This is a genomic window from Corallococcus sp. AB038B, assembly GCF_003668955.1.
GTDB classification, from domain to species: Bacteria; Myxococcota; Myxococcia; order Myxococcales; family Myxococcaceae; genus Corallococcus; species Corallococcus exiguus.
The window spans coordinates 1660010-1677393 of record NZ_RAWO01000001.1 but is presented as its reverse complement, the minus strand read 5'-3'; the positions used below and the strand labels follow the sequence as shown (position 1 = coordinate 1677393).

Below are 17384 nucleotides of genomic sequence, written 5' to 3'. Positions count from 1 at the left end.
ACCTGAAGGAGCACAGTCTGTCCGCTCGCGCGGTGGCGTTGGAATGGGTCCGCCGTCACTCAGCCCATCTTGCAGTAGTAGAGGCTGATGTCATCGCAATACCAGCCCCGGCACTTCGCGCCCCGGATGAAGTACTCCTCGGGGGCCTGGAAGGGGGCGGTCTCGTCGGAGATCCAGCTGGACCAGTAGCAGTCCGTCGCGGTGCGCCCGGTGATGTTCGTACACTCCAGTGAGACGTTGTCGCAGAAGCTTCCCGTGCAGGACACGCCCGTCGCCCAGTACCCCGAGGGACAGAGGGTCGGCGTCGTGGTCTCCTCGGAGAACGACCGCGTCCAGCTCTTGCTGCCATACCCGGCGTTGGAGGGAATGTCCCGGCAGTTCATGGACACGTTGTCGCAGCCGGTGCCCGTACACCCCAGCGAGAAGGCCACCATCCGGTTGCCGCAGTGGATGGGCGGAAACTCCTCCGACGTGGAGCCCGCGGATTGCGTCGCCGCCTGCTCCACCTGCTCGGTCTCAAACCCGGTTTCGGAATCCATCTCATCGGCGGGACCGCAGGCCGGGGTCGTCAACAGGAGGGTCAGTGCCGCGAACAGGGACAGTCGCTTCATGGTGTGAAACCTCTCAATGAATGGTCGTTGCCCTGCGGTTACGCCCGCGTCCGGAATTATTCCCGGGGCGTGTCCGAGGAGGGACCGGGTCATCCGCGCAAGGGTCAGCGCCACCCCTGGACGCTGCATTCGCCGCCGGGCTATGGCTTGCGCCTCCCCATCGGAGGCACCGCACCATGGTCGCGCAGACATCGCCCCAGGAAATCACCGCGCAGGTGCGCCAGCGCATCGTCGACCTGGCCCGGCAGGGCGGCTACGTCGACGCGGTCCTCGGCGCGGGGCCGGAGCTGGAGCGGCTGAAGCACTACCTGCGCATGCTCATGGGCCAGGTGCCCGCGCCTCCCGCCAGGCCTGAACAGTCCCCCACCATCTTCCCGCCGTTCCCCGGACTGGATGAGCACCCGTGGCGCGACCCGCCGCCTCCGGCCGCGAAGGCGCTGGAGGGCTGCCTGGCGGCAGTGACGCGAGACATGGAGCGGCTGGAGAACGCGGACCTGCTGCACTACGACTCCGGCATCGTCGGCACGGGCCACTGGTCCGTGCACCCCATCTACTTCGGCGGCGAGCGCACCGACCGGCTCTTCTGGCCCCAGCTCGCCATGGAGGAGACGGCCGCCGCGGTGCGGTCGCTGGACGGCGAGTGCACCGACTTCCCGCTGGCGGACGTGCTGTTCTCCTCGCACGCGCCCGGCACCACGCTGACGCCGCACTGCTCGTGGGACGGATTCCGGATGAGACTGCACCTGGGGCTCAAGGTGCCGGAGGGCTGTGGCATCCGCGTGGGCGCGGAGAGCCGGCACTGGCAGCCGGGCCGCGCGCTCACCTTCCACGACTCCTTCGAGCACGAGACCTGGAACCGGGGCACCGAGCGCCGCGTGGTGCTCATCGCCGACTGCTGGCACCCCGGCCTCACCCAGCCCGAGCGAGAGGCCCTGCTCGGCCTCACGCGCAAGTTCGAGGTCCGCGCGATGCTCGCCCAACTGCGCGTGCCGGAAGCCATGTCCGAGCCCCTCCTCGTCCGCTTCGCAGAACAGGAACGCACGGACGCCCAGGTGCGCCGCTTCTGGCGCGGGTAGCGCCCCCACTCGGAGGTCGACAGGAGGCACCATGGTCGCGCGGACATCGCCCCAGGACGTCACTACACGAATGACTCGTGCGCTCGTTTCACTGGACGGCGTGTCCGTGGGAGATGCCTTTGGCGAGCGGTTCTTCGGCCCGCACGAGCTCGTGCAGCCCTGGGTAGAGCAGCGGATCCTTCCGCGAGCACCCTGGGGCTACACCGACGACACGGAGATGACGCTGTCCATTGTCCAGGTGCTGGAAGACCATGGCCACGTCGACCCGGACGCGCTCGCGAACCTCTTCGCGAAGCGCTACCGCCGCGACAAGAACCGCGGCTATGGCGGCACCGCGCACGACATCCTGTGGAAGCTGGGGCTCGGGCTGCCCTGGCGTGAGGTGTCCTCGGAGGTCTTCGAGGGCCAGGGCTCCATGGGCAACGGAGCGGCCATGCGCGTGGCGCCCCTGGGGGCGTACTTCGCGGGAGACATGAGCCGGGTGGTGGCGGAAGCGCGCGCGTCGGCGGAGGTGACGCACATGCACCCGGAGGGACAGGCGGGTGCCATCGCCATCGCGGTCGCCGCCGCGTGGGCCTGCCAGTGGCCCCAGACGCGCGGCTCCGCGATGGAGCTCTTCGACACGGTGCTGGACTTCACGCCCGCCGGAGCCACGCGCCAGGGACTGGAGAAGGCGCGAGCGTGGCCGCGGGACACCAGCCCCTCCTCGGCGGCGCGCACGCTGGGCAGCGGACAGAAGGTTCTCGCCGAGGACACCGTGCCCTTCGCCGTGTGGTGCGCGGCAAGGCACCTGGACTCCTTCGAGGAAGCCCTCTGGTGCACCGTGGCCGGCTTCGGAGACCGGGACACCACCTGCGCCATGGTGGGGGGAATCGTCGCCCTGAGCGCGGGGCGGTCATCCATTCCCGCGACGTGGCTCGCCGCGCGGGAGCCCCTGCGCCGGCGCGTGTAGACCCCTACCGTCCGAGCCGTGCCGCCAGCTCCAGTCGGGCCGCCACGGCCAGCGCATCCGCGCGGTTGTTCTCCACGTCATCCGAGTGGCCCCGCACCCAGTGCCACGTCACCTCATGAGCGCGAACGGCTTCCAGCAACTCGCGCCACAGGTCCGCGTTGGACACGGCCTTCTTGCCCGACGTGCGCCAGCCATTGCCCTGCCACGTGTCCAGCCACTTCTCCGCGAAGGCGTTGCACACGTACTTCGAGTCGGTGAACACCTGGACGCGGCACGGCATCTTCAGGGCCTTCAGCGCGACGAGCGCCGCGGTCAACTCCATCCGGTTGTTGGTGGAGTCCGCCTCCGAGCCCTGGAGCTCCTTGCGGTAGCCCTGGCGTTCGGTCGCGATGAGGATGGCACCCCAGCCGCCCAGGCCGGGGTTCGGCGAACAGGCGCCATCGCAGTAGATATGCACGAGCGGGAGCGACATCGGACGCGCACCCTACTCCATCCGCATCCGGCGTCCCGCGGCTAGAGTTGGGTTCGTGAGCGCCTTCCCCTCCACCCTCCCCCACGTCGAACCCATCCCCTTGCGCGGAGGGCGCGTGCTGCGCTGGGGCGTGCTCGCGCCGGGGCGGATCGCCGGGGGCTTCGTCTGGGCCCTGCACCGGCACACCGACCAGCGCGTCCACGCGGTGGCCTCGCGTGACCCCGAGCGCGCCGGGCGCTTCGCCGCGCAGTACGGCGTCCCGCGCGTCCACGAGTCCTACGAGCAGCTCGTCGCCGACCCCGACGTCGACATCGTCTACGTCGCGTCTCCCCACAGCGAACACAAGCGACAGGCGTTGCTCGCCATCGCCGCCGGCAAGCACGTCCTCGTGGAGAAGCCACTCGCGCTCGACGCCTCCGAGGCCCGCGACATCGCCCAGGCCGCTCGCGCCGCGGGCGTCTTCGCCATGGAGGCCCTGTGGTCGCGCTTCCTCCCCCAAACCCTGCTCATCGAACGGCTGCTGCACGACGGAGTGCTCGGCGACATCCGGCTCGTCATGGCGGACTTCGGAGGCTGCTTCGACTTCGACCCCGAAGGCCGCGTCTTCAATCCCGCGCTCGGCGGTGGCGCGCTGCTGGACATCGGCATCTATCCCATCTGGCTCGCGCACCTCGTGCTCGGCCCACCGCCGCACATCCACGCCACGGGCACCCTCACCCAGACAGGCGTGGACGGACAGGCGGCCCTCGTCCTCACCTGGCCCACGGGCGCGCAGGCGCTGCTGCACACCACCCTCTTCGCGGAGACACCCCAGGAGGCCGTCATCGCGGGGACGCACGCGCGCCTCCAGATCGACTCGCGCTTCTTCACCCCCGGCGGCTTCACGCTGAAGGCAGCCAGGTCGGACCAGCGGCTGCGCTGGACCGACCCGTCCGGCATCCACGGCAGCGAGGGCCTCGCCTGGCAGGCGGCCGCGGTCGCGCTGCACATCGCCGAAGGCCGCACCGAGTCGCCGCTGCATCCGCTCGAACGCAGCATCGCGTTGCTCGAAACCATCGACGCGGCGCGAAACCAGCTCGGCGTCAATCGTGACGGGGCGCGTCGGGAATAGCCGCAAACGCCACAAAACAAGCTTTCCTGTGACCTGAACAGTCACAGCCGCCGTACGACAATCATTGCCATCCGAGCGACTGTCTCGGTTGGGCGCCGTGGTCTGTCCATTGCAGACATCTGGCCTCCGCTGTCCACCCCGAGGAGGAATGGATGTCAATGACGCGCGCAGGCATGTTCATGGGCCGGCTGCTGACGGCCACGTTGATGGGAGTGTTCGCGGGCTGCCAGGGAGAGCCCACACAGGAGGAGGCCAAGACCGCCTCCACGTCGCAGGAGGTCATGGCGGCCTCGCAGGACTGTGTGAAGCGCTTCGACGGCATCACCCACTGCGCCACGGGCACCGCGAAGGTGGAGTCCACCGACAAGGGCCTGGTGGTCACCGGCATGAACAAGGTGGGCCAGGACGGCGTCGTGGGGCTCATGGGTCGCGCGGAGAGCTGGCGGCAGCGGTCCATCGTGGATTTCGGCGCCAGCCACGAAGGCGTGCAGTACTTCGGCCGGAACGAGGACCAGGTCATCAGCACGCTGTCGCTGGCCCCGGATCCGAGCAACCCCGAAGCCGGGATGCGGCTGCTGCCCACGTTCACGGGGAGCCCCGGCGGCTCCGCCTACACCATCAACGTGCGATACCAGGGCGAGCCGACGGCCATGATGCTTCCGCACAACTGGTGGCGGTGGAGCAGCGTGGAGCTCTGGGACTACATGGACCGCCAGCGTCACCCGGACCTGTACTTCGGCGTGGAGGGGTTCGGCGTGACCACGGGCGTGGGCCGCGTGGGTGCCTGCATCTGGCGCGTGCGCTTCCAGGAAGGCCCGTTCACGGTGACCCTGGAGGACGGCAAGCAGGTGATGGGCGATGAAATCGAGTTCGTGGAGCAGCTCGATGACGGCGCCTATCCCTACAGCGCCTTCACGCACATCGGGATGACGGGCTCGGTGGACGCGCTCACCATCGTCGACGAGACCGTGGTCCAGAGCAGCAAGTGAGGTTCCCGGGCCCGTGCCCAGCGTGGACACGGGCCCGCCATTATGGTTCACGGGCGCGTGCCGGGACCTTCCATCCCCCGGCACACGCTCGGAGAACACCATGGGATTCCTGCGGCCCCACGCTGAACGCATCTACGCACTGCTCCGCATCGCCGCGGGGCTGATGTTCATGCTGCACGGCATGCAGAAGCTCTTCGGCATGTTCGGCGGGGTGCCCGCCGGGGCGCCGCCGTTTGTCGTCTACGGCGCGGGAGGCATCGAGTTCCTGGGCGGCCTGCTCGTGGCGCTCGGCCTGTTCGCCGGGCCCGCGGCGTTCATCTCCAGCGGCACCATGGCGTTCGCCTTCTTCATGGGGCACGTCATCCCCAACGGAGGCAACCTCATCCCCATCCAGAACCAGGGCGAGCTCGCGGCGCTCTACTGCTTCGTTTTCTTCTACATCGCCGCGCACGGCTCCGGCATCTGGAGCGTCGACGCCGCCCGCCGGGGCAATTCCCGGACGTAGCCGCCCTCGGGATGGCCGGCCGCTTGCCCTCCAAGGCCTGCGTCGAGGGGTCAACCTTCCTCCCACACGCCCCGCCCGGCCACGGGGCCGTGTGATAACGAACGCGCTCGATGAGCTCCTCGACCTACTCGCGCGCGCCAGCTCCCAGCGACCCCGAGGTGAAGGACACCCCTCACCGCGAGGGCCAGGAGGAGCCCTTCATCCAGCACGGCGGCGAGATGGGCGCCCTGATGCGGGCCCATGACTGGTCCAGCAATTCGCTCGGCCCGCTCGAGCACTGGCCCCAGTCCCTGCGGACCTCCGTCAGCACGATGCTGCGCTCGCCCTACCCCATCATCCTCTTCTGGGGTCCCGAGCTGCGCATGCTCTACAACGACCCGTTCCGGCCCATCCTGGGGGCGAAGCATCCCCAGACGCTGGGCGCGCGCGGAAACGAGGCGCTCGTCGAGGAGTGGGCGCAGCTGGGGCCGCTGATGAAGCGCGCCCAGGACACGGGCGAGCCCATCTACATCGAAGACGGGAACGTCAACTTCGCGCGCCGCCCCGGGGGCCTGCGGGAGGAGTCCTACTTCACCTGGTCCTACAACCCGACCATCGGCGAGTCGGGAGAGATTGCCGGCCTCTTCGCCATCGCGAGTGAGACGACCCGGCAGGTGGTGGGTGACCGCCGGCTGGGAATCCTCCGGGAGCTGTCCATCCGGATGGCCCTGGACAAGAAGGTCGAGGACATCTTCCGCTCGCTGGAGGGGGTGCTGTCGCAGGCGGCGTACGACGTGCCCTTCGCGCTGCTCTACGTCGTCAAGGCGGAGCAGGCACGCCTGGTCAGCTGCGCGGGCATGGAGCGTGGTGGGGCTGCCTCGCCCGTCGCGTTGGCGTTGGACGACACGTCGTCCTCCTGGCCGCTCTCGAGCGTCACGCAGTGGGGGCAGGAAGTGCTGCTCGAGGACCTGCTCCAGCGCTTCGGGCCCCTTCCCGGCGGGCCCTGGCCCGAGCCCACGACGCGCGCGCTCGTCCTCCCGGTGTCCATGGGCGTGGAGACGGAGACCACCGCGGTGCTCGTGGCCGGTCTGAGCCCCCTGCGCGCGCTGGACGACGAGTACCGCGGCTTCCTGCAGTTGCTGGCGCGACAGCTCAGCGCCAGCATCGCCAGCGCCCGCGCCTATGAGCAGGAGAAGCAGCGGGCGGAGGAGCTGGCCCGGCTGGACGCGGCCAAGACAGCGTTCTTCAGCAATGTCAGCCACGAGTTCCGGACACCGCTCACGCTCATCCTCGGCCCCATCGAGGACGCGCTGGCGCGGACGCCGAAGTCGTTGGAGGGAGAGCCGCTGGAGCTGGTGCGCCGCAATGCCTTGCGGCTCTACAAGATGGTCAACACCCTGCTCGACTTCTCCCGGATGGAGGCGGGACGGGCCCAGGCCCGCTACGTGCCCGTGGACCTGTCTGTCTTCACCACGAACCTCGCGAGCGCCTTCCAGTCCGCGGTGGAGAGCGCGGGCCTGCGGCTGGTGGTGGACTGTCCGCCCCTGCCCGAGCCCCTCTACGTCGACCCGGAGATGTGGGAGAAGGTTGTCCTCAACCTCATCTCCAACGCGGTGAAATACACCTACCACGGGGAGATCCACGTGAGCCTCCAGTGGGAGGACGCGCAGGCCGTCCTTCGCGTGGAGGACACGGGGGTGGGCATCCCCGAGGAAGAGCTCCCGCGCGTCTTCGAGCGCTTCTACCGCGTCCGCGTCACCCAGGGCCGAAGCCACGAGGGGACGGGCATCGGACTCGCGCTGGTGCAGGAGCTGATGAAGCTGCATGGAGGCAGCGTCGCGGTGACGAGCCAGCTGGGAAAGGGCACCACCTTCACCCTGCGGCTGCCGCGCGGGACGGAGCACCTGCCCCCGGAGCGCGTCGAGCGCACCTTCCGGCCAGGGCCGGTCCCTACGGGCGCCATCCCCTTCGTGGAGGAGGCGCGCCGCTGGTCCATGGACGTCAGCGCCACGGACCTCGAGGCGCCACCCGCGGCCGCGTCGCTCTCGCCAGAGGTCTCCGCGGAGCTCGCGCGGTCCCGCATCCTCCTGGTGGACGACAACGCCGACCTGCGCGCCTACGTCACGGGTCTGCTCAAGCACGTCTTCCCGCACGTGGAGGCCGCCAGGAACGGTCAGGAGGCGCTGGAGCAGGCGCGCGTCCGGCCGCCGGACCTCATCCTCTCCGACGTGATGATGCCGGTGCTGGATGGCTTTGGCCTGGTGCGGGAGCTGCGCGCCGACGAACGCACGCGCGCCATCCCCATCATCCTGCTGTCCGCGCGGGCGGGCGATGAGGCCACGGTGGAGGGCCTGCGAAGCGGCGCGGATGACTACCTGGTGAAGCCCTTCTCCGCGCGCGAGCTACTGGTGCGGGTGCGCACCCAGCTGGACATGGCCCGCGTGCGCCGGGAGGTGGTCCGCAACGAGGTGGAGAAGGATTCGCTGCGCGAGTCCGTGCGGACGCGGGACGACTTCCTGCGGCTCGCCAGCCACGAGCTGCGCACGCCCGTGAGCGCCCTGTCGCTCAGCATCCAGTCCCTGGTGCGAGGCCTGGACAGCGAGGCTCCGGACGCGAACCTGGAAGCCACCCAGCACAAGGCGCGGACGACGCAGAAGCACCTTCAGCGCCTGTCGCGCTTGGTGGAGCAGTTGGTCGACGTGTCGGAGTTCGTCACCGGACCGCTGGACCTCTCACGTCGGGAGGTCGACCTGGCGGAGCTCGCGGCCACGGTCGTGGCGCGGTCGCGGGAGAAGGCCCTGCGCGCGGACTGCGTCCTCACCCTGGAGGCGCCCCTGCCGGTGGTGGGGAGCTATGACGGCGCGAGGCTGGAGCAGCTCCTGGACAGCCTCGTGGACAACGCCCTCAAGTTCGGGCCGGGCAAGCCCGTGGAGGTCACCGTGGCGCGCGCGGAGGGCCGGGTGAGCCTGGCGGTGCGGGACCATGGCGCGGGCATCGGGCCGGAGGACCAGGAGCGCGTCTTCGGGCGCTTCGAGCGCGCCGTCCCTACCCAGCACCATGGCGGCTTCGGGCTGGGGCTGTGGATGGCCCGCCACATCGCGGAGGCCCACGGAGGAAGCATCCACCTGGAGCCCACGAAGGGCGGCGGCGCCACCTTCACCGCGGTGTTGCCGTGGGAGCTGAACCCGGGAGGGTGACCCGCCGTCGCTGGAGCGCGGCTCGTCCAGCTGTGCTAATCCGCGCTGAAGCAGGGTGACGTCCCCACCCCCCAGCCCGGAAGACATCCATGGCAGGCAGCAGCCTGATTGCGCTCATCGACGACATCGCCACCATCCTGGATGACGTCTCCATCCTGACGAAGGTGGCGGCGAAGAAGACGGCGGGTGTGCTGGGAGACGACCTGGCGCTCAACGCGCAGCAGGTGACGGGCGTGAACGCGGACCGCGAGCTGCCCGTGGTGTGGGCGGTGGCGAAGGGCTCGCTGGTCAACAAGGCCATCCTGGTGCCGGCCGCGCTGGCCATCAGCGCGCTGGCGCCCTGGCTGGTGACCCCGCTGCTGATGATTGGCGGCGCCTTCCTCTGCTTCGAGGGCGCGGAGAAGCTGGCGCACAAGCTCCTGCACGGCAAGGAAGAGGACGAGGCGCACAACGCCGAGCTGCGCAAGACGCTGGAGGACCCGAACCTGGACCGGGTGGCCCTGGAGAAGGACAAGATCAAGGGCGCGGTGCGCACGGACTTCATCCTCTCCGCGGAGATCATCGCCATCACGCTGGGCACCGTGGCGACGGCGGACTTCGCCACCCGCGTCTCGGTGATGGTGGGCATTGCCCTCATCATGACGGTGGGCGTGTACGGGCTGGTGGCGGGCATCGTGAAGCTGGACGACGCGGGCCTGTATCTCAGCCGCAAGAGCAGTGGCTTCGCGCAGGGCCTGGGCAGGGGAATCCTCCGCGCGGCGCCGTGGCTGATGAAGTTCCTCTCCGTGGCGGGCACCGCGGCCATGTTCCTGGTGGGCGGCGGCATCCTCGTGCACGGCATCTCCGGCCTGCACCACGCGGAGGAGTCCCTCACCGCCTGGGCCGGGCGCGTCCCGGGCGTGGGCAGCGTCCTGGGCGGGCTCGCCCCCATGCTGCTCAACGCCGCCGTGGGCCTGGGCGCTGGCGCCCTGCTGGTGGTGCTCTTCACCCTGGGTCAGAAGCTGTTCAAGGGCCGCGGCGCGAAGAAGTAGCAAGGTCCCCCTCGCCATGGGTGGGATTGCATGAAAGCAGCAAATCATGCAATCACTGATGTTGGATGTCTTCACGAGTCCAGCAGAGGGGGAGTTCCATGCAAATGCGTTCCTGGCTGCGGGGCAGCCTTGTCTTGTTGTGTCTCAGCTGTGGTCCCACGTCGTCGGAAGACGCTCCGGAGCCCGCGCAGGCCCAGGCCCAGGCCCGGACGCGGGCCGAGCAACTGGTCGCGGAGCGCGGCTTCGACCTCCGGGATGTCTCACTGATACCGGATGCGAAGGGGGTGCGGCAGACGCTCCACTTCCGGGGCGTGCCGGTCTGGGGCCTGGAAGCGAAGTCAGCGCTGGGCCAGACCTTCTTCTCCAACGCCCGGTTCCAGCCCATGGGTGCGGTGGAGACGGAGGCCCGGCTCACGGAAGCCCAGGCCCGGGACGCAGCGCTCGCGGCCCTGAAGGATGCCACCGCGAAGGTGGAGTCCGCGCGGCTCGTGCTCCTGCCCACGGAGGTGCGCCAGCTCCGGAAGGACGCGGCCGCCCCGCGCTTCGCCGGTCCCCGGAACGCCGAGGACTTCGAGCGGGTGGTGACGGGCCTGCGGCTCATCTACCGGCTCAAGCTCAGCACGGGCGGGGACCTGCCGCGGCAGTGGAGCGCGCAGGTGGATGCACGCAGCGGAGAGGTGCTGCGCCTGGAGCCGCTCGAACACACGGGCGTGCAGGGGACGTTCAAGAAGGCCCGGGGCACGGGTTACTTCGCGGGAGCGGTCACCATGGCCGTGTTCTCCGAAACCTTTGGCGGGGCCACCCGGCTGCGGGACGTGTACAACAATGACTATTACGCCTTTGTCCCGCAGGGGCGAGGCGGCACCTGGCAGCTCTATTACACCCCGGACCTGATCCTGGGTGACGGGCTCCGCTACAGCGGAGGAGGCACGCTCGGAACCAACGGGGAGACCGCGGCGGTGGACGCCTACCACGCCGTGGGCCTGGCGTGGTCCGTCTACGAAACCTTCCTGGGGCGCGCGGGCCCGACGGGAGATGGCACCCCCTTCGACGTCCAGGTGCACGCCAACGCCGAGAACGCCTTCTATCTCCCCGGGCTGCGCAATCCGACGCTCCGGTTCGGCTACCGCTCCCTCAGCGATAATCTCAAGACCTCGCTCACGACCACAGACATCGTGGCCCACGAGATGGCCCATGACTTCTTCGGCCGGGAGCTGGCGGGCGACCCCTCGGATGTCCCAACGGAGCATTCGGAGCGGGCCGGGCTGAACGAGGGCACGGGGGACATCTTCGGTTTCGTCACCGAGCTGCTGCGCGACGCGAAGCGGACGTCGTCGACGAACATCGATGGGGTGGCGGTGAAGCCCTCGAACCTCACCATGGGCGAGGAGACGGGCACCACGTCCCGCAGCCTCCTGGCGCCCCTGTATCCGGAGTGGTTCGACTCCATCGGTCAGGCGGACGAGCACTACTCCGGGGGCCCCCTGAGCCGGATGTTCCTGCTGCTGGCTTATGGATGCAGCGCGCAGACCACGAGCCCGTGGCACTGCTGGCTGGTGCCCGAGGGGTTCAGCGGCCTGGGCCCCGCGGAAGCGCTGCGCATCTGGGGGCAGGCGGTTCAGTTGATGCCGCTGGATTCGGACTACGTGCAGGCCCGCCAGGCGGCTCTCGCGGCGGCGACCGCGCGGGACGGCGTGCTGAACGGCAACCGGATGAAGACCGTGGCGCGCGCGTTCGCGGCCGTCAACGTCGGCTACGCGCCGGACTCGGTGCCTCCGCAGACGACGCTGAGCTGCCGGCAGGTGAACCAGGACATCGAATGCACCGGCACCATCACCGACGCCGAAGTGCCGGGGCAGTACACCACCGCGCCCCGGCTGGTGGTGGACGGCGGCACGCAGATCAAGACGCTGTCCGGATGGACGTTCACGCAGGTCCTGCCGGGCGCCGCGCTGGCCCATGGCAATCACTCCATCCAACTGCAGGCATGGGACTTCTGGGGGAACCTGGCCACGAAGACGGTGACGGTCGCGATGGACAAGCAGGCGCCTGGCTTCTCCTTCCTCCGCTCCGGTTCGCCGAAGCAGCCCCGCTACTCCGTCACCCCGAGCGACCCCTCCGGAATCCTCTCCGTGGACTTCGGCGCCGACGGACAGTTCATGTACGGCATCTTCGTGCCGCCGTATGAGCAGGAGCTGGACACCTCCACCTGGACGGATGGCACCCATGACGTGTTCATCCGGGTCTACGACACGTACATGAACGCCGCCGTCCAGCATGCCGCCTTGAAGGTGGACAACACGCCGCCCAGCGTGACGATGACGGTGGGTGCGGGGACCGAGTCGCCGTTCCAGGTGAATGTCTCCGTGACGGACAGCTCCGCGGTGGCGCGGGTGGACTTCAAGGTGGACGGCTTTGTTTTCGCCACGCGGACGAACGAAGCCACGACGTACCAGGCCAGCTACACGCCCCTGGATCCGCTGGCCCACAACCTCACCGTGGAGGTGACGGACGCCTTCGGCAACAAGGGCACCACGTCCAGGGCGGCCCCGCTCGACACCACGCCCCCGGTGGTGAGCTTCGCCAAGACACAGCCGGGCTCGCTGGTGCGGCTGACCGTCAGCGCGGCGGATGGCTGTGGCATCGAATATCCGTATGCGCTGTATGTAGACGGGACGCTGGTGGCGCAGCCCACGACACCGTCCTACGTGCTGGACTTCGGGGACGCGATGGCCGCGGGGACGCACACCTTCCAGGCCCTCGTTCGCGACCAGTGCGGCAACACGGCGAACTTCCAGACAGCGTTCATCAAGGACCTCACCCCGCCGGTCATCACGGGCATCACCCGGGACGACACCCAGCCGAAGAAGCCGAAGTTCACCGTGCAGTGCACGGATACGGAGGGCGTGCACCACGTGGAGCTGCGCGAGGGAGGCGTCGTCACCCAGATGGACACCACCGCGCCCTATGAATTCGTGGTCGACACCACGGGCCGCGCGGACGGTGACTACTCGCTGCTGTTCCAATGCACGGACATCAACGGGGTCTCCAGCTCACCGGAGACGCGCACCGTGACGGCGGACAACACCGGTCCCACCCTCAACCTCACGGTCTATGGCGCGGGCCGCTCCTACCTCATCTCCGCGGAGCCCGCGAGCGACCCTCGTGGCATCCAGTCCATCACCCTCGCGCAGCTCCTGATACCCGCCTTCTCCGTCACGCTCACCCAGGCGCCCTGGTCCGCGTGGTGGAACATCCCGGGCACTGGCTCCATCCAGTCGGACTTGCCGTTCTCGGTCACCGCCAAGGACAAGTGGGGAAACACGTCCAGCAAGTTTCTGTATTGCTCGGTAAGCACCTCCTCCACCGTGGCGCAATACAGGACCTGTCACCCGTGAGTTGACGCAGCCGGGGAGCATGGATGGGCATGCTCCTCGGCCGTGCGGCCCGTTCGCCGCACGGATGTGCCCGTTCGCCGCGAGCCAGTCCCCACCGGCTGAACACTCCCCCAGCGTGGCGTCAGCACAGGCAGGGTGCCCCCGTTCACCTCTTGCCCTGGAAGCGCTCCATGCCGCGCAAGCTGCTCGTGTCGTCGTTCCTGTTCGCCGCGCTCATGTGTGCCCCCGCCCTGGCCGCGAACCCCCTGCCCAAGGACCGCCACAAGCAGGTGGATGCCCTCTTCTCGCAGTGGAACAGCAAGACCCAGCCCGGCTGTGCCGTGGGCATCTCACGCGACGGCGTGCTGGACTACGCGCGAGGCTACGGCATGGCGGACCTGGAGCACGACGCCCCGGTCACGCCGCGTTCGGTCTTCTCCATCGCCTCCATCTCCAAGCAATTCACTGCCTTCTCGATTGGACTGCTGGCGCAGGAGGGCAAGCTCTCGCTGGACGACGACATCCGCAAGTACGTGCCGGAGCTGCCCGCGTATGCAAAGACGGTCACGCTCGCGCACCTGATGCATCACACCAACGGGCTGCGTGAGCAGGGACAGTTGCTGAACCTGGCGGGCTGGCGCGGTGATGACGTGTCCACCGAAGCAGACGTCCTCTGGGCGCTGAGCCGGCAACGCGGTGTGAACTTCGAACCGGGCACGGAGGTCCTGTATGGCAATGCCGCGTACACGTTGCTGGCGGTCGTGGTGCGGCGCGTCTCCGGTCAATCGCTGCGAGCGTTCACCGACGAGCGGCTCTTCAAGCCGCTCGGCATGACCGACACCCTCTTCCGCGAGGACCACACCGAGCTCTTCTCCCGGCGCGCCTGGGGCTACACCTCCCACGACGGCGGTGGCTGGCGCCTCAGCGTCTCCAACTCCGACCACTATGGCGCGAGCAACCTGTTCTCCACGATTGGCGACCTGCTGAAGTGGCAGCAGAACCTGCTCGACGCACGCGTCGGTGGGCAGGCGCTGGTCGCGAGGGTGCGGACCTCCGGCAGGTTGAACGATGGCACCGCGACGGGCTACGGCGGCGGCCTCCGGTTGATGGGGTATCGCGGCCTGGACATGGTGAGCCACGACGGCATGGACGGCGGCTACCGCACGGAGTCCCTCCTCTTTCCCGCCCAGCGGGTCGCCATTGTCACGCTCTGCAACAGCGGCCTGATTGATGCCAGCGTGCTCGCCCGGAAGGTCGCCGACGTGTACCTGGGCGCGCACATGAAGAACGAGCTGCCGCCCGCCGTGAAGATGGCTGAGGCAGAGCTGTCGGCGCTGGCCGGCGACTACTGGAGTCCCCTGACGGATGAAGTGGTGCGGCTGGAGTTCAAGGACGGAGCGCTGCGCCAGGTCGGCGTGCCCACCGCCTTCGTACCCATGGGCGATGGCGCGTTCCGTCCAGGCGAGTCCATGCACGTCTGGCGTTTCTCGCCCCCGCGAGCGCTGAGCATCCGGGACGCCTGGCCGACGACGAGACCCTTCATCCGCGTGACCGAGCCCCTGCCCGTGGCTTCGGCGTTGGCGACCTTCGCGGGGCAGTACCGCAGCGACGAGGTCGACATGATCTACACGGTGCGCGTCGTGGACGGGAAGCTGGCCATCCGCTGGCCCCGCCGGGACGAGGTGGTGCTGGAGGCCGTCGGTGGAGACCGCTTCGTCGGCTCGCTCGGCGCGGTCACGTTCACGCGGGCGGCCTCCGGAGGAATCAACGGGTTGACCATCAGCAACCGCCGCCTGCGCCGGTTCCGCGCGGAGCGGCTCGAGAGAGCGGAGGCGGTGAGAGCGGCTTCGACGGCAGGCAATTGAACCTGGGGGCGTGTTGATAGCCGCTCAACATCAGCCGACGCGTGCCAGAGAGTTCACTTGAGGCCTTTCATGGATTCCGTGAAAGAGGCGGAATGCAAAGGAGCGCCTCAATGAATGTTCGTCACCTACTGGCCGGAGTCCTGGTCACCGTCACTGCTTGTGGAGAAAAGCCGGAGGAAGGCCCCGACCTCCAGACCCAGACCGCCGCGGTGGTCGCCGGCTCGCGGCTCATCAGCACGCAGTCCGGCCGCTGCCTCGACGTGGCGGGGAACAGCCAGACCGCGGGGCAAGAGCTCCACATCTATGACTGCCACAGCCAGGACAACCAGCGGTTCCTCTTCACGCCGGAAGGCGAGCTTCGCGCGTTCGGTGGCTCGTGGTGCGTCCAGCCGGAGACCGCCAGCTCTGGGGCCCGGGCCGTCATCGCCGCCTGCAATGGGACGGCGAACCAGCGGTGGGTCCGCAACACCGCCGGCGCGGTGATCCACACGGCGACCTCGCTGTGCCTGGACGTGTCCGGTCAGGCCACCGCCAACAGCTCGAAGGTCATCGTCTGGACCTGCAACGCCCAGACGAACCAGCAGTGGTCGCTGCCGGCCGACACCCAGGCGCCCACCGTGCCCACGGGGCTCGCGCTGTCCAACGTGACGTGCAACTCGGCCACGCTGTCCTGGTCACCTTCCACGGACAACCAGGGCGTCGCCTTCTACGACGTCTACCATGACGGACAGCTGATGAAGTCCGTCTCCGGCGCCACGGTGTCCACCGGGCTGACCGTGGTGCCCGGCGTGACCTGGGGCCTGTATGTGAATGCGCGGGACGCGGTGGGCAATGTCTCCCAGGGCAGCGCCACGCTCTCCATCACCCCGCCGCAGTGCCAGGCGGACACCCAGGCCCCCAGCATCCCCACCGGCGTCACCGCCACCGCGTCCGGCACCAGCGTGACGGTGAACTGGACCGCGTCCACCGACAACGTGGGCGTGCGCGCGTATGACGTGTTCCGGGGAGGCGTGCAGATTGGCTCGGTGGCCGGCTCTCCGCCGGGGACGACCTTCGTCGACAGCGGCCTGTCCGCGAACACCGCCTACACCTATGCCGTGCGCGCTCGCGACGCCCAGGCCAATGCGTCCGCCCAGAGCACGTCCGTGACGGTCACCACCGGCCAGGCCTGCGCGAACGCCGTCTGCTCCGTCATCCAGGTCGCCACCGACACGGACATCCCGTGGGGCCTGGTGAACCTGCCGGACGGCACGGTGCTCTACGGCCGCCGCGACGCGCAGAACATCGTTCGCCTGGACCCGGCGACGGGACAGAAGACGTCCGTGGGCACCGTCCCCAACGTGCAGAGCACCGACGGCGAGGGCGGCCTGATGGGGCTGGCGCTTTCCCCCAACTTCTCCACCGACCGCTGGCTGTACGTGATGCACACCTCCCCCACCGACAACCGCATCGTGCGGCTGCGGTATGAGAACGGCGCCCTCAACACCGCGTCGCTCCAGGTGCTGCTCCAGGGCATCGGCCGCAACAAGTTCCACAACGGCGGGCGTCTGCGCTTTGGCCCGGACGGGAAGCTCTACGCGTCCACGGGTGATGCCCAGAACGGCGCCTACGCGCAGGACATCAACAACCTGGCCGGCAAGGTGCTGCGCCTCAACGCGGACGGCACCGTCCCGTCCGACAACCCCTTCGGCAACTACGTGTGGAGCTACGGCCACCGCAACCCGCAGGGCCTGGCCTTCGACTCCCAGGGCCGGCTGTGGGAACAGGAGTTCGGCAACTCCGTGATGGACGAGACCAACCTCATCCAGAAGGGCGGCAACTACGGCTGGCCCAACTGCGAGGGCACGGTGTCCCAGGGCGGTTCGGGCTGCGCGACGGCCGGGTACATCGCGCCGAAGCAGACCTACTCCACGGCGGACGGCTCCTGCTCAGGCATCGCGGTGGTGCGCGACGTCCTCTACGTGGCCTGCGCCCGCGGCACGCGCCTCTACCGCGAGGTCATCAGCGGCACCAACCTGACCAACGTGCAGCAGTTCTTCGTCGGCACCTACGGCCGGCTGCGCACCGTGGAGCCGACTCCGGACGGCAACCTCTGGATGACCACCACCAACCAGGGTGACAAGGACAGCATCCCCGACAACAGCAACGAGCGGATCTTCCGCGTCGTGCTGGGTCAGTAGCCAGCGGGGCACCGCCGCGCCGTGACGAGGGCACAGCTC

Annotated in this window: 12 protein-coding genes; 10 read left to right on the top strand and 2 right to left on the bottom strand. The window is 68.9% G+C overall.

Features of this window, described 5'->3' with window-relative positions:
* Nucleotides 1-59: 59 nt before the first annotated feature.
* Nucleotides 60-611 (bottom strand): hypothetical protein, encoded by a 552-nt coding sequence (locus D7Y04_RS07010; RefSeq protein WP_121758702.1) that lies wholly within the window; start codon nt 609-611, stop codon nt 60-62.
* A 176-nt stretch (nt 612-787) separates the two neighbouring features.
* On the opposite strand from D7Y04_RS07010, the gene D7Y04_RS07005 reads away from it, so the two are divergent.
* Nucleotides 788-1687 carry an aspartyl/asparaginyl beta-hydroxylase domain-containing protein gene (locus D7Y04_RS07005; protein WP_121758701.1) on the top strand — a complete coding sequence of 300 codons (900 nt, stop codon included), beginning with the start codon at nt 788-790 and terminating at the stop codon, nt 1685-1687.
* 70 nt (nt 1688-1757) lie between these two features.
* Nucleotides 1758-2639: an ADP-ribosylglycohydrolase family protein gene (locus D7Y04_RS07000; RefSeq protein ID WP_199749628.1), complete on the top strand. Its 882-nt coding sequence runs from the start codon at nt 1758-1760 to the stop codon at nt 2637-2639.
* A 4-nt stretch (nt 2640-2643) separates the two neighbouring features.
* Here D7Y04_RS07000 and rnhA read toward each other — a convergent pair whose 3' ends face one another.
* A complete protein-coding gene (rnhA, locus tag D7Y04_RS06995) occupies nt 2644-3111 on the bottom strand; it encodes a ribonuclease HI (protein WP_121753537.1) in 468 nt (155 codons plus the stop codon).
* A 55-nt stretch (nt 3112-3166) separates the two neighbouring features.
* On the opposite strand from rnhA, the gene D7Y04_RS06990 reads away from it, so the two are divergent.
* The 8 genes from D7Y04_RS06990 (at nt 3167) to D7Y04_RS06955 (ending at nt 17345) form a co-directional block, all read left to right on the top strand.
* A complete protein-coding gene (locus tag D7Y04_RS06990) occupies nt 3167-4222 on the top strand; it encodes a Gfo/Idh/MocA family protein (protein WP_233601289.1) in 1056 nt (351 codons plus the stop codon).
* 152 nt (nt 4223-4374) lie between these two features.
* Complete coding sequence (locus tag D7Y04_RS06985) at nt 4375-5211, top strand: hypothetical protein (RefSeq protein WP_147477055.1); 837 nt, start codon at nt 4375-4377, stop codon at nt 5209-5211.
* 100 nt (nt 5212-5311) lie between these two features.
* Nucleotides 5312-5716: a DoxX family protein gene (locus D7Y04_RS06980; RefSeq protein WP_120597867.1), complete on the top strand. Its 405-nt coding sequence runs from the start codon at nt 5312-5314 to the stop codon at nt 5714-5716.
* Between the two features lie 110 nt (nt 5717-5826).
* Nucleotides 5827-8892, top strand: coding sequence for an ATP-binding protein (locus D7Y04_RS06975; protein ID WP_121758698.1), 3066 nt, complete (start codon nt 5827-5829; stop codon nt 8890-8892).
* An 89-nt stretch (nt 8893-8981) separates the two neighbouring features.
* Nucleotides 8982-9923, top strand: a complete 942-nt coding sequence (locus D7Y04_RS06970; RefSeq protein ID WP_121758697.1) for a DUF808 domain-containing protein — start codon at nt 8982-8984, stop codon at nt 9921-9923.
* A 98-nt stretch (nt 9924-10021) separates the two neighbouring features.
* Complete coding sequence (locus D7Y04_RS06965) at nt 10022-13321, top strand: Ig-like domain-containing protein (protein ID WP_158627453.1); 3300 nt, start codon at nt 10022-10024, stop codon at nt 13319-13321.
* 170 nt (nt 13322-13491) lie between these two features.
* Complete coding sequence (locus tag D7Y04_RS06960) at nt 13492-15165, top strand: serine hydrolase (protein ID WP_121758695.1); 1674 nt, start codon at nt 13492-13494, stop codon at nt 15163-15165.
* 110 nt (nt 15166-15275) lie between these two features.
* On the top strand, nt 15276-17345 hold the full coding sequence (locus D7Y04_RS06955; protein ID WP_121758694.1) for a PQQ-dependent sugar dehydrogenase: 2070 nt from the start codon (nt 15276-15278) through the stop codon (nt 17343-17345).
* Nucleotides 17346-17384 lie beyond the last annotated feature (39 nt).

What these genes read in the sequence shown, in the direction of transcription:
- D7Y04_RS06955 (WP_121758694.1), top strand. Translation starts at nt 15,276, where the DNA reads ATGAATGTTCGTCACCTACTGGCCGGAGTCCTGGTCACCGTCACTGCT.
- D7Y04_RS06985 (WP_147477055.1), top strand. Translation starts at nt 4,375, where the DNA reads ATGTCAATGACGCGCGCAGGCATGTTCATGGGCCGGCTGCTGACGGCC.
- D7Y04_RS07010 (WP_121758702.1), bottom strand. Translation starts at nt 611, where the DNA reads ATGAAGCGACTGTCCCTGTTCGCGGCACTGACCCTCCTGTTGACGACC.
- D7Y04_RS07000 (WP_199749628.1), top strand. Translation starts at nt 1,758, where the DNA reads ATGACTCGTGCGCTCGTTTCACTGGACGGCGTGTCCGTGGGAGATGCC.
- D7Y04_RS06965 (WP_158627453.1), top strand. Translation starts at nt 10,022, where the DNA reads ATGCAAATGCGTTCCTGGCTGCGGGGCAGCCTTGTCTTGTTGTGTCTC.
- D7Y04_RS06960 (WP_121758695.1), top strand. Translation starts at nt 13,492, where the DNA reads ATGCCGCGCAAGCTGCTCGTGTCGTCGTTCCTGTTCGCCGCGCTCATG.
- rnhA (WP_121753537.1), bottom strand. Translation starts at nt 3,111, where the DNA reads ATGTCGCTCCCGCTCGTGCATATCTACTGCGATGGCGCCTGTTCGCCG.
- D7Y04_RS06980 (WP_120597867.1), top strand. Translation starts at nt 5,312, where the DNA reads ATGGGATTCCTGCGGCCCCACGCTGAACGCATCTACGCACTGCTCCGC.
- D7Y04_RS06975 (WP_121758698.1), top strand. Translation starts at nt 5,827, where the DNA reads ATGAGCTCCTCGACCTACTCGCGCGCGCCAGCTCCCAGCGACCCCGAG.
- D7Y04_RS06970 (WP_121758697.1), top strand. Translation starts at nt 8,982, where the DNA reads ATGGCAGGCAGCAGCCTGATTGCGCTCATCGACGACATCGCCACCATC.
- D7Y04_RS07005 (WP_121758701.1), top strand. Translation starts at nt 788, where the DNA reads ATGGTCGCGCAGACATCGCCCCAGGAAATCACCGCGCAGGTGCGCCAG.